Here is a 12,597-nt window from a genome sequence, read left to right on the forward strand (position 1 = left end):
GGTCGGGCCCTCAATGCGAGAGGATGGATTGATACGCGGCAATAGGTTAGGCAGCCCGGTAGGAAGGTGGAGGGCTGGGGCAACACACCACGCGCGCCCGAGGCCGGCTTGCGCTAGACTTCGCCCCCGGTTCCAGCCTGTCCGGCATGATGGAGGAAAAGATGCCCGCTCAGAAAATGCACGATGTGGCCGTTATCGGCGCAGGGCCGGCAGGTCTGGCGACGGCTCTCGGCCTGCTGTCGCGTGGCATTTCCACCGCTCTCATCACTGGGCCGGAGCGCGTGGCGGATCACCGGACAACCGCACTTCTGGATGGCTCCGTCCGCATTCTGGAAGCATTCGGCGTATGGGATCAGCTGGAGAAAAACGCCGCCCCTCTGCGCGACATGCGCATTGCAGATGCTTCGCGTCGCCTGTTCCGCGCACCGGAAGTCACCTTCCGCTCGGCTGAAATCGGTCTGGATGCCTTTGGTTACAATCTGGAAAATGATGTTCTGCGCAACGGCCTGCTGGAGATTGCGCAGGAAAAGCCCAATCTCACATTGCTGCGCACCTCTGTCACCGGGCTTGAGATTGGCGAGGATGTGGTGACGCTGAGCCTTGCGGAAGGCGCGCCGGTGCGGGCGCGTCTGGTGGCGGCGGCGGACGGACGCTCTTCCTTCGTACGGCAATCCGCCGGCATTTCCCTGCGCAGCCATGCCTATCCGCAGGTCGCCTTCACCACCTCGGTGAGCCATACGCGCCCTCATGAGGATATTTCCACCGAATTTCATACCCCCACAGGCCCCTTCACACTGGTGCCGCTACCCGGCGGCTATCGCTCCAGCATTGTCTGTGTGGTGGATGAGAAAGATGCCAAATATCTGATGTCTCTGGATGAAGAGGCGCTGGCCCGTGAAATGGAGCGCCGGGCCTCTTCCATTCTGGGGCAGTTCAAGGTCATCAAAGGGCGCGGCAGCTTTCCCCTTGCGGCCGAAACGGCTGTTTCTCTTGTCGCCCCACGCATCGCCCTGCTGGGGGAGGCCGCGCATATCATGCCCCCCATCGGCGCGCAGGGGCTCAATCTCGGCCTGCGCGATGCGGCAGCTCTGGTTGATCTGGTGGCGCGAGCCGCAGCCAATGGACAGGATGTAGGCGCACCGGAGCTGCTGGCTCGCTATGAAAAGGCACGGCGCAGCGATATCGACAATCTCATGCGCGCGGTCGACTTGCTCAACCGATCACTGCTGACTGGCCTGGTGCCCGTACATGGGGCCCGTGGATTCGGCATGTATCTTCTGGATCGTGTCGGGCCGCTGCGCCGGGCCCTGATGCGGGCCGGTGTGGGAGGAAAAGCAGGTAATACGCCAGCCGATCACGCGGCCTGAAAAGCTGCGCCAGTTCAAGGGCTGAGGCTATGGTCTTTTCTGTGTACCGTGGGGCCCGCAGTGAAAAAGGCTAACTTCTGGCAGGCACCATTTGTACCAAGCCCTTGATGCAAGCGTTGCGTCGCACGAAAAGCTATGCTGCATTGCCACCAGTTTCACCGGCGTTGCGGCCTGGTTTCCTTCCCGCACCCGGAAAGAGGGTTTAACGATGAAGCTTCCGCGTCAGTTCTTCAAGCCGCTCGCCATTGGAGCACCGGAACCTTACCGCGAATTGCCGGTGCAGCTGGAGCGCATGATTCACTTTGTGCCCCCGCATCTGGAAAAGATGCGCGCCAAGGTGCCTTCCATCGCCAAGCAGGTGGATGTGGTTCTCGGCAATCTTGAAGACGCGATTCCTTCTGACGCCAAGGAAGCGGCCCGCAAGGGTTTCATCGAAATGGCGCAGGCGACCGATTTCGGCTCCACAGGCCTTTGGACCCGCATCAACTGCCTGAACAGCCCCTGGGTGCTTGACGATATCACCGAGATCGTCAACGCCATCGGCAACAAGCTGGATGTCATCATGCTGCCCAAGGTCGAGGGCGCGTGGGATATTCATTATCTGGATCAACTTCTCGCCCAGCTTGAAGCGCGTAACGGCATTCAGAAGCCCATTCTCATCCACGCCATTCTCGAAACGGCGGAAGGTGTGAAGAATGTGGAAGAGATCGCCGCCGCCTCCCCGCGCATGCACGGCATGAGCCTGGGCCCGGCAGACCTTGCCGCCTCGCGCGCCATGAAGACCACCCGCGTCGGCGGTGGCCACCCGGAATACAAGGTGCTGGCAGACCCCGACGGTGATGCACCGCGTATCGGTTACCAGCAGGATCTGTGGCACTACACCATCGCGCGTATGGTTGATGCCTGCGCGGCCAATGGCATCAAGCCCTTCTATGGCCCCTTCGGTGACTTTGCGGACCTTGCCGCCTGCGAAAGCCAGTTCCGCAATGCCTTCCTTCAGGGCTGCGTCGGTGCATGGTCCCTCCACCCCACCCAGATCGACATTGCCAAGCGCGTCTTCTCTCCCGATCCTGAAGAAGTGGCTTTTGCACGCAAGATTCTGGAAGCCATGCCTGATGGCGCCGGTGCCGTGATGATTGATGGCAAAATGCAGGATGACGCCACCTGGAAACAGGCCAAGGTGATGGTGGATCTCGCCCGTATCGTTGCGGCGAAAGACCCGGAAATGGCGAAACTGTATGGCCTCTGAGGTCAGCAGCTGAATTGAACGGGCCCCGCCCATTTCAGGAAACCTCCCGGCCGATCACCGGGAGGTTTTTTATTTCTACTACCGATAGCTGAACAGGCACATCTCATCCCGCACATAAAATACTCAAGTGTTGTTGCAGACCAGCTTACTGCGGCGCCACATAACTCTTTGGCTTATAAGCCAAATGCACATAGCTGCATTGTGAGGCGCCAGCCTGCCCCATGGCTTCTATTGCCTCGAGCCTCACGGGAGTTTCCCACACAAGGCCATTCGGTTTCATTTTCCCGTTTTGTCGCCGGCGAAAAATGATTTAGCTTTGCACCATGCACAATTTCCACATGCAAGCTCCTCGGGCTCTGCGCGATGGATGACAGAAAGCGGACCATGAGCGACAAATTCAGCTCCCATTCCGCCGCGAGTTCTGATGAGGCGCCAGGTGGCATGGCCCCTCCCCCCGGTGTAGCGGCAGACTTCGAGGCGCCCATCATACGGCAAGCCATGTTCCGCATTGGAGAGGTGGTGCGGCACAAGCACTTTCCCTTCCGCGGCGTGGTGTTTGATGTGGACCCGGTGTTCGGCAACACGGAAGAATGGTGGCAATCCATTCCTGAACATATCCGTCCTCGCAAGGATCAGCCCTTCTATCATCTGTTTGCAGAGAATGAGGACCATGAATATGTGGCCTATGTCTCTGAACAGAATCTGGAGCTGGACAGCACCGGGGAAGCTGTGCGCCACCCCAAGGTGACAGAAGTTCTGCTTGCCGATGGGGCTGGAGGCTGGCGCTTGCCGCCCGGCCAGTTGAACTGACGGATCGGCACTCCCGGCGCGAAAGCAGGTAACTCTGCCGGGTCTCAGGGCAGGCAGACACAATAAAAGGGCGCGCCCCCACTGGGACGCGCCCTTTTCCATCAATGAAACAGGCTGGTCCCGAAGGAGCCAACCTGTTCAAATTCATCACTTGCCAGAATTTGCTTTTTCCAGCTCCTGACCCTTCTTCAGCAGGGCAGCCTTGTTCTGCTCTTCCAGCTTCTGCTGCTGAGCCATGGCTTCTTCCATGCGCTTCTTTTCCTGCTCCATGGCCACCTTGGCGTCCACGCCCGGCCCATCATAGGCCTTGCTGAAATCACCATTGGAGATGGGCAGAGAAAGCGTGCGGCCCGGACCATTCACCATTTGCAGATAAACCGCATTGGCCTTCTTCAGCTTGGCAATGAAGCTGGCGTCCACTTCCACATCACCAACGCAGGTCGCGCCGCCACCCTGAATCGGCTGGCAGATGATAAAGGGAATGGCCACCGGGTCCTTGTCGAGCGTGATGCGCATGCCCGGCTGCAACCGCATGCCCAGCGGCACGGAAACGTTCAGGCGCTTTTTCGGCTCGCCTTCCATTTCAACAATATCAACCTTGGCGATGGCCTGGCTCTCGACACCGAGAATCTGGCTGATAACGCAGACCTTTTTCTTGTTCTGCGGGTTTTCCTGGCAAATCTTCTGCCAAGGCGAGGCGGAGAAGTTCACCTTCTCTTCGGCCTGCTTATCCTTGTCACCAGCAGCAGGCTGCGCCTGGGCAAAGGCCGGCCCCGCGAGCATTGCAGTAAAAAGCGTGGCGACGAGCCCCAGCTTGAGCTTCGCGTTGGAATGGGTCTTGTTCATCATGGCCTTTCCTGTGGTGCGCTTCGTCGTCCTCATATGTCCTGGCGCGCGAAGCATCAGCCCTTTTTCAATTCGGCTTTCAGAGGCAATTAAGGCAACAAGCCGGCAAAAGCCAATGCCATCACCCCTGCCTTACGCTTGAAGGTCTAACTGGCCGATGAATGAGGCCAATACACGACAAAGACACGATTCGCTTGAATAAGATCACAAGTCTATGGCGGAGCATCCGCAGGATACCACAAGCCGGGAGGAGAGATATGTCGCACCACGCACCAGCCCTTATGCGACCTCTCAAATCGCTGGCTTTTTTTGCCGTAACGATGATTGCTTCCCTCCCCGGTGTCGCTCAAGCGTATGGTGAACGAATTACGGCCCCCGCCATCGCCATGTATGGCCAGCCTGCCATGCCATCGCAATTCAGGGCTTTTGCCTATGCCAACCCTGAAGCGCCAAAGGGAGGTCGGCTCACCACATCCGAACTTGGCACGTTCGATAGCCTCAACCCGTTCATCATCAAGGGGGCAGCTCCCGGCTTCCTGCGTAACAAAGTGTATGAAAGCCTGATGGTGCGGGCCTATGATGAGCCCTTCACGCTGTATCCCCTCATTGCACGAAACATCACGACAGATCGTGCACGCAGCTTCGTGGAATTCAGCCTTCACCCAAAGGCGCGCTTTTCTGACGGCTCGGCGCTGACCAGCGCAGATGTGTTGTTTTCCTTTGAACTTCTAAAGGCCAAGGGCCGCCCGAACTACCGCCTCTATTATGGGAAAGTCGCCGCGGCTGAAGCGCCGGACCCACACACGGTGCGCTTTACCTTTTCCGGCCCAGACCCTGAATTGGCGTTGATTATGGGTCTGATGCCCATTTTGTCCTCCCGGCTGGCACCAGAAGAGTTTGAAGAAGGCGGACTTACTCCTCTTCTGGGCTCTGGCCCTTATCGCATTCATCAGATTGATGCGGGGGCATCCATCACACTGAAACGCGACCCAGAATATTGGGGACGTGACCTCCCGGTGAACCGCGGGATGCACAATTTCGATACCCTGCACTTCATCTATTTCCGCGACGCCAACAGCGAATTTGAGGCGTTCAAGAAAGGCGTCATTGATGCCCGTTTTGAGACAGATCCGACACGCTGGCAAACGGGCTATGTTTTTCCGGCCATACGCGCCGGTGCTGTGGTACAGGAAACCATTCCAATCGGCACGCCCCGCCCCTATTCGGCTCTTGTCTTCAATACGAGACGCCCGCTCTTCGCAGATATGCGCGTGCGACAGGCCCTTATCGAACTGTTCGATTTTGAATGGCTGAACCGTAATTTTTATTATGGTCTCTATGCACGCACCGGCAGCTTCTTTCAGGGCTCCCACCTGTCTGCCCTAAACCAACCGGCCAATGCCCTGGAACGGGAGCTGCTCGCGCCTTTTGAGGCGGAAATTGTGCCCAATGTTCTGGAAGGCACATACCACCCGCCGATTTCCGATGGCTCAGGTCGTGACCGCACCCGGCTTCTGGCCGCCTTGCAATTGCTGGAAACTGCCGGCTGGGTATTGCGCGACCAACATCTGGTCCATGCGACAAGCGGCCACCCCTTCGTCTTTGAAATCATGGTCGCGACCCGAGAACAAGAACGCCTCGCACTGGCCTATGCCAATCAGCTTAGCCGCGCCGGCATTTCAGCGCGGGTGCGGTATGTTGATAGTGTGCAGTTCAATGCGCGCCGGAAGAGTTTCGATTTTGATATGGCGCCAAACACCTGGCAACAATCTCTCTCTCCCGGCAATGAGCAGGCATTCTATTTCAGTTCAGATGCCGCAGATCAGCCGGGAACGCGCAACTATATGGGCATGCGCAGCGCAGCGGCAGATGCAGCCATCAAGGCGCTTGTTCAGGCAAAAGATGAGGGCCATTTCGTCGCCGCAGCCCGGGCACTGGACCGGGCGTTGATTTCTGGCGCTTACGCCATCCCCTTGTTCCACACGCCCGGACAGTGGTTGGCCCGCTGGAAGCGGATTGCCCATCCGAAGCATCCCTCACTCTATGGCACGATGAGCGAGACATGGTGGCGCGTGCCCGGCGAGTAGGCCCGTGTCAGCCATCCACTGCTCTTTTACAGATGGCTAACCATTCGGTCGATTTCCGCTGATCCCGCCGCCTGTAAAAACAGGTGGAGAAACAATATGATTCAGTAGCTTACCTGGTTTCTCAACCTGATATGCCCCTTCTCGCTGCACGAAGAGAGATATCGACTTCACCAAACATCAACCGCCGCCTGAACATAGTTTGGCTTCGGTTCGTTCAGGTAGAAGGCAAGAGCCATGGCCCCCCTCCGCTCCACCAATCCCGCCAATGCAGCTGGGGGAAGCGCGCGCATTTCACGGGCTCCCGAAGGGTTTTCCAACGCAGCGCCCATGGTGCAGGCCATTCGCCCACGCTTTGGCATGGGGCCCCGCCCTGAGCGCAGGGAGCAGAAAGTCACAACATTCGACAGGAACGCCTTCTGGCGGACGCTGGCAACCTCGGCCACCGTTATGGTTCTCGGAGGAGGCGCTCTCCTTGGCCTGCATATGCAGAAAGCCGGAATCTCCATAGGGGCGCTATATAGTGGCCCGGAACAACTTGTTGCCTCCATTTCTCCTCAAGATCGCCAAGCTGTGGCAAACCGAACCACATCATTTGTCGAAACTGCTCCTATCGAAACCGGCTCGATTTCTCCTCGTCCAGCAAAGCAGCCATCACAATCGCAAGGTCATTTGTGAAGCAAACTCCGGGTGAGAGAGGAAACATCCTGAATGCACTTGCTTTTGCCTCTTCTTTCATGGCGCATGAGTTACACTTTTGGGGTGTAGTTCATAATATGAGGTAGCAAGTCCGCCCCTGTATCACTATGTGTACGGAGGCGCTGCAAGGATAGCGCTGAATCTCCCCATTGCCTCCTGGATGGGCGGGCATGAGGGGTTTTGAAAGAGGAAAGGATCGGCCATGAAAAAGACCATGATGGCAGGTGCCGCGCTTCTCGCTCTCGCAATGGCCCCGGTGGCCGTTTCCGCGCAGGGCATCGTCAAGGGTGCCGAACAGGGTGCCAACAGCGGTGCAGCTGCTGGTGAGCCCGCAGGCGCTGTAGGCAAGGCCGTGGGCGGCACCGTGGGTGGCGCTGTGGGTGGCGTTGCTGGCGGCGTGGTTGGTGGCGTGACCGGCGCAACCGATGGCGCGACCGAAGGTGCCAAGAAGGGCAATGAAGCGGCTGGCCCGGTGGGCGCGGTTGTGGGTGGCGCCGTTGGCGGCGTGACCGGCACTGTGAAGGGCATTATCGGCGCCGATTCCGAAAAGAAGTGAGATTTTGACGTCAGCTCATAAAAGCGGCGTCCCCCAGTGTTGAGCCCGCCCCGTTTGGGGCGGGCTTTTTATGTTTGGCGAATGCCTTATCTTCTCAATATTTCATTAAGTTAATGCCGCGCATTTGCTTGAGAAAACCGAAATGACAGCATAAACTTCCCCTTGGTTACATATCAAAGGGGGCAGGCATGAAATGGCTGCACGTCATCAGCTTGTCCATTTGCGCGTTTTTCATTCTGGCCCTTGCAGGCTGGGGCCTTGAACGCGGAATGTATTTATGGTGTGCGATGGCATTTGGCCTTGGCACCCTCAATATTGCCATGGCAGTTGTTGAAGCCCGCAGTGTTCCAGAACGCTGATTTCCAAACCGGCACGTGACTGAGCCGGAGTGTTGACGCGGCCTCGATTTTCCAGCGCATCACTTCGAAGATCTACTTTTCTGAAGCCCCTGCGGCCCCCTTAATAAGCGGATGATTTCACCCATTGTGCATTCTGGCGCATTCATTCGGCATGTAATTTTTCAGGGCTCATACAACACCGGCTTCAGCGGCAATCCTCACAAAGTCATCCCCACTCGCCCTCTCCCGCCCCTTCACGGGCAAGAGGTGGGGTGCGCCGCACTGAACCGCGCGGGGTTTGCCGGAGGCTGATTTTCCTAGGGCATAAACTCATAAATTTTCTTGGCGATTTTCAGCGGGGGTATTTCAAGGCTTGGAAACGAGAGAGCCTTGAATGACGCACCGCCGCTACGAACTCACTGACCAAGAGTGGTCGATCATTGAACCCTTTTTGCGAAACAAGCCGCGCGGTGTTCCCCGGGTCGACGATCGCCGTGTGCTGAACGGGATCCTCTGGCGCTTCCGGACGGGCTCGCCCTGGGCAGAGATCCCCGAACGCTACGGTCCGTCGACCACCAGCTACAACCGCTTCGTCAGGTGGCGAAAGGCCGGCGTCTGGGATCGTCTCCTCGAGGCTGTATCAAAGGCTTATGACGGAGACATCGTCATGATCGACTCGACCTGTGTCCGTGTCCACCAGCACGCGGCCACGGGAAAAAAGGGGCCGCAGGTGATGGCGGCATGGGACGTTCCCGCGACGGGCTCACGAGCAAGATCCACGCGCTCGTCGACGCCGAAGGCCGTCCCGTCACTCTCCGCCTGACGGCCGGTCAGGTCGCTGACTGCACCCAGGCCGAAGCGCTGATCGAGAACATCGGCGAAGGCGACATCCTGCTGGCCGACAAGGGCTACGATAGCGATGCCATCCGCGCCAAGGCGGCCGAACGGAAAGCCTGGGCCAACATCCCGCCGAAGGTCAATCGCAAGGGCAGCTTCGCTTTCTCCCGGCGGGTCTATCGGCAGCGCAATCTCGTCGAACGGTTCTTCAATAGGATCAAACACTTCAGAGGCATCGCAACCCGATGCGACAAGCGACCGGAGAACTTTCTCGCTGCCGTCAAGCTCATCTCCGCCAGGATCTGGTGTCAGAGCTTATGAGTCTACCGCCTAGTCCGATCTCCTCGTTCATGGAGACCAGCAGACGTCAAATCGTAGCTTCCGTCACTGTCCGATTTCCGGGGAGCTACTCCCCATACTCGCTTGAAGAGGAATCGAAAGGAGACTTATCAGGAGCTGGTGATGGGTTGTACCTTACCGGAATCCATCATGGCCTTCACGATCTCAACAAACTCGGCGGCCTCAGGGTTAGGCGTCACCTCTGCATACCACCAGCTGGTCTGACCGCTCCACCCGGAACGGCCGCGTCCCAAATTCAGTGTCCGCTGTTTGACGGGCAGAAGGAACACATTCTCGTTGCGTGCACGGACCATATATGAATCCATCCGACCAATACGGTGCGGTTCGGATACGGGACGAGGGAGTGTAGAGAATTTCTGCCTCTTGCGATAGACTCGCGCATTTCTATACCAGCCCACAACTGTTCTCGGGTCATGACCTAGCGTCGGTGCGGTCCATATGACGTCAATACCATCCACAAAGTCATCGTGACGACCAGCACCAATCCGTTGGATCAGGACATTACGATCCATATCTCCCTGTATGGTCTCGAAGTGCCCGTAGACGAAGCCGTCCTCGCACGGCACGAAGTTGCACTCTTCCCCACAATACCCCTCTGTAACCGGGAAACTACCGCCTCCGAGTGGCGGGTCCCGGTCTGAGCGGCCTGCGTAATGCTCCATCCACGCAATGTTACAGAAAAAGACTGTCACCCCGACCTCCATAACGCTGTGTCGTTATCGACTGCGCCAAGTTATGGAGGTCTGTCCGGCAAATCGACCTTGGGTTGAATTTTATACCGCGAACACGACCTTGGCGAAGGATAAGAGAAGTGGCCCGGTTTGTCTGAACAGCCTTTGACGTTTGATAAGTGGATCGTCTGCGGTTTGGTTGTTCAAGCTGAGCCCCGCAAATCCCGGCCAATTCACGCTGCCACGGCCTGCGGCAGATTGTCAAAGTAGGTTTGATGGGCGTACGCCCACTGAGCTGCTGCCGCTTCACGGGCAAAGTATGCGAGCGGTCGATCATCCCTTTGCGCTCGGCAACAGACCTGCCTTGCCGAGCACGCCTTCCAAAAAATCATTCGCCAGCGTCAACTCACCGATCTTGGCGTGAAGTGTCTTCACGTCGACGGCCGGTTCGTCCGAAGCCTTCTCCGACCCGAACACGCGCCGCCCCTTCGAGCAACTGCATGCGCCAGCTCCGCCTTGAATGTCGGGCTGTGGTTGCGCCGAGGTCGTCTGCTCATTCTCTGCTCCTGTCTCGCAGCCTTCTTGGCTGCCATCAGGCAGAAAAACCAATTATCTCAGTATGCAGATTCTCCAGATCACCTTAATATATATTTGAAAACTTATTTTTAAATGAATAAAAAATAATACAAAAAATCATTTTACTTAATTAAATAGGCAGAAATATTTTATTGGTAAATTTTTTATATTAAATAACATAAAATTTTAAAGTTTAATAATATTTTTATTATATATCGCTATTGTGACCTCCTTATTCAGATTTGGTGTGGGTATATCTGATTTAATCCATTCTATATTGACAGTTTGATAGTGGCTTCATAACAAGGCTGCTGATAAATTCAGCGGGAGATAACGTCATGGCTCCAACAATTGCCGTTTTAGGGACCAATGGCGGCACTTCATTTGCTGCATATGGATTCGATGGAGCTTTGGCTCGAATTGGGATGAATACCGGAAATTCACTATTCCAATTTGCTCTCTGGAATCTAATTGCAAACCCTAAGCTGGCATTCGATACCAATGTTTCAGCCGATCGCATTAAAAATGAAGCGCAACATATCCTTATTCCAGCCGCGAACCAAGTTAATGCAGCATGGGATATGAGTTGGCTTGCTGATTTGCTTGATCGCTGTGATTTGCCTGTAACTTGCATTGGATTGGGCGCTCAAGCTGAGATAGGCGGCGATCCGCGTTTGGATCTCAAACCCGGAACCATTAGATATATTAAGATTTTATCTGAGAAAACAAGCTTGATTGGCCTAAGGGGTCCTTTCACTCAACAAGTATTAGAGCATTTTGGGGTATTCAATACGATTGTTACAGGCTGCCCTTCGCAGACGATCAATCCCCGGCTAACAGGTGCTCAAATTCAGTCCCAGTTAGATGCGGCCAAGGAAATGGGCAGCCCAACTGTTGGTTATGTGTTAGGCACCCTTGAAAGTTCTACGCGTCAAGCAGAACGTATTTTAGCCCAGAAAATTGGGGCATTTAGACATCAGCTGATTCTCCAGACAGATCCTCGCTTATTGCGTGTGATCTATGATCAGAATGTAATTCCAGATATCATGTCATATTTTAACTGGGTTAGGAGCGTTATGCGCCCTGACCTAAATCAAGATAAATTTGATGAATATTTTATGGAGCATGCGGTTTTCTATTCTGATGCACGGACATGGATAGATAGTATGCGCCGCTACGATTTGGTAATTGGAATGCGTATACATGGTGCAATCGCTGCAATTCAGTCTGGAAAGTTGGGAGTGTGTGTGGCCTTTGATAGCCGCACAAAGGAGCTAGCGGAAACGATGGGCTATCCTTATTTGCCTGTTGATTGCATCAGTAAACATCATTCATTGAATGAAATTCTAAGCAATGTAATATTTGACGCCAATAAATTTGACTCTGCACGCCAGAGAAACATAGATTCCATTTATGGAATATTGAATAAAGATGGATTATATTTGTCTTAAGGCGTAAACTCATAAATTTTCTTGGCGATTTTCAGCGGGGGTGATTCAAGGCTTGGAAACGAGGGAGCCTTGAATGACGCGCCGCCGCTACGAACTCACTGACTGAGCTACTCCCCGATCCTTGGACAGTTTCCGGGATAATTTAAGCTACTCTCTGCCCCTGCTGGTCGGTTTCGATCTGGTTGAAGTAGACCACGGCGGGCGGCTGTCCGCCATGGGTGGCGTGGGGCCGCTGGTGGTTGTAGAAGGTGATCCATCGGCCAACGCCGGCCTTGGCCTGCGAACCGGTTTCCCAAGCGTGGAGGTAGACGCACTCATACTTCAGGGACCGCCAGAGCTGTTCGATGAAGATGTTGTCGAGACACCGGCCCTTGCCGTCCATAGAGATCCGGGTGCCGATCCGTTTCATCCGGTCGGTCCAGGCGAAGGACGTGAACTGCGACCCCTGATCGGTATTCATGATCTCGGGCGGGCCGAAGCGGTGGACCTCCTCGTTCAGCGCCGCGACGCAGAAGTCGGCTTTGAGCGTGTTCGAGATGCGCCAGGCCAGCACCTTGCGGTCTGAGCTGCTGCCGGTTTGGTGGACACCTCGATAAGATCGTGTCCTGGAACCGGAGAGCAGAAAATGACAAGACGGACCTATAGCCGTGAGTTCAAAACCGAGGCGGTGAAGCTGCTCACGGAACGTGGCGTTGGTGTTGCCCAGGCCAGTCGTGATCTGGACGTTGGAGAAAGCGTTCTGCGCCGCTGGGT

At 55.8% G+C, this 12,597-nt stretch carries 10 protein-coding genes and 3 pseudogenes; 9 read left to right on the top strand and 4 right to left on the bottom strand.

Annotation, left to right across the window (positions count from 1 at the left end; translation table 11 throughout):
• Window positions 1-161 precede the first annotated feature (161 nt).
• From ACT6QH_RS04495 to hspQ, 3 genes are all read left to right on the top strand, one after another.
• The gene (locus ACT6QH_RS04495; protein WP_444973616.1) at window positions 162-1,367 is read left to right on the top strand and encodes a UbiH/UbiF family hydroxylase; all 1,206 of its coding nucleotides are present in this window, start codon (window positions 162-164) and stop codon (window positions 1,365-1,367) included.
• 208 nt (window positions 1,368-1,575) lie between these two features.
• Window positions 1,576-2,616 carry an HpcH/HpaI aldolase/citrate lyase family protein gene (locus ACT6QH_RS04500; RefSeq protein WP_444973617.1) on the top strand — a complete coding sequence of 347 codons (1,041 nt, stop codon included), beginning with the start codon at window positions 1,576-1,578 and terminating at the stop codon, window positions 2,614-2,616.
• Between the two features lie 441 nt (window positions 2,617-3,057).
• Entirely contained in the window at window positions 3,058-3,426 is a 369-nt protein-coding gene (gene hspQ, locus ACT6QH_RS04505) for a heat shock protein HspQ (RefSeq protein WP_444973618.1), read from the top strand.
• Between the two features lie 147 nt (window positions 3,427-3,573).
• Here hspQ and ACT6QH_RS04510 read toward each other — a convergent pair whose 3' ends face one another.
• Complete coding sequence (locus tag ACT6QH_RS04510; protein ID WP_444973619.1) at window positions 3,574-4,275, bottom strand: invasion associated locus B family protein; 702 nt, start codon at window positions 4,273-4,275, stop codon at window positions 3,574-3,576.
• Between the two features lie 317 nt (window positions 4,276-4,592).
• On the opposite strand from ACT6QH_RS04510, the gene ACT6QH_RS04515 reads away from it, so the two are divergent.
• The 4 genes and pseudogenes from ACT6QH_RS04515 to ACT6QH_RS04530 all read left to right on the top strand — a co-directional run bounded on the left by ACT6QH_RS04515 (window position 4,593) and on the right by ACT6QH_RS04530 (window position 9,107).
• Window positions 4,593-6,359, top strand: coding sequence for an extracellular solute-binding protein (locus tag ACT6QH_RS04515; protein WP_444973620.1), 1,767 nt, complete (start codon window positions 4,593-4,595; stop codon window positions 6,357-6,359).
• Between the two features lie 898 nt (window positions 6,360-7,257).
• Window positions 7,258-7,611, top strand: a complete 354-nt coding sequence (locus ACT6QH_RS04520; protein ID WP_444973621.1) for a hypothetical protein — start codon at window positions 7,258-7,260, stop codon at window positions 7,609-7,611.
• Between the two features lie 188 nt (window positions 7,612-7,799).
• Window positions 7,800-7,970 (top strand): hypothetical protein, encoded by a 171-nt coding sequence (locus ACT6QH_RS04525; protein WP_444973622.1) that lies wholly within the window; start codon window positions 7,800-7,802, stop codon window positions 7,968-7,970.
• 373 nt (window positions 7,971-8,343) lie between these two features.
• Window positions 8,344-9,107 (top strand): annotated as a pseudogene (locus ACT6QH_RS04530) (IS5 family transposase).
• A 128-nt stretch (window positions 9,108-9,235) separates the two neighbouring features.
• Here the strand turns inward: ACT6QH_RS04530 and ACT6QH_RS04535 are convergent.
• Both ACT6QH_RS04535 and ACT6QH_RS04540 read right to left on the bottom strand, forming a co-directional pair.
• Window positions 9,236-9,658 (bottom strand): hypothetical protein, encoded by a 423-nt coding sequence (locus ACT6QH_RS04535; protein WP_444973623.1) that lies wholly within the window; start codon window positions 9,656-9,658, stop codon window positions 9,236-9,238.
• Between the two features lie 457 nt (window positions 9,659-10,115).
• Window positions 10,116-10,374: pseudogene (locus tag ACT6QH_RS04540) on the bottom strand (IS3 family transposase); the annotation flags it as partial.
• Between the two features lie 357 nt (window positions 10,375-10,731).
• Here ACT6QH_RS04540 and ACT6QH_RS04545 point away from each other — a divergent pair.
• On the top strand, window positions 10,732-11,844 hold the full coding sequence (locus ACT6QH_RS04545) for a polysaccharide pyruvyl transferase family protein (RefSeq protein WP_444973624.1): 1,113 nt from the start codon (window positions 10,732-10,734) through the stop codon (window positions 11,842-11,844).
• A gap of 142 nt (window positions 11,845-11,986) precedes the next feature.
• On the opposite strand, the pseudogene ACT6QH_RS04550 reads toward ACT6QH_RS04545, so the two are convergent.
• Window positions 11,987-12,409, bottom strand: a pseudogene (locus ACT6QH_RS04550) (transposase); the annotation flags it as partial.
• Between the two features lie 60 nt (window positions 12,410-12,469).
• Here ACT6QH_RS04550 and ACT6QH_RS04555 point away from each other — a divergent pair.
• Window positions 12,470-12,597: transposase (locus tag ACT6QH_RS04555; RefSeq protein WP_444973630.1), on the top strand; the 128-nt coding region annotated here is incomplete at its 3' end.

This window comes from Haloleucobacter albus, assembly GCF_052492075.1.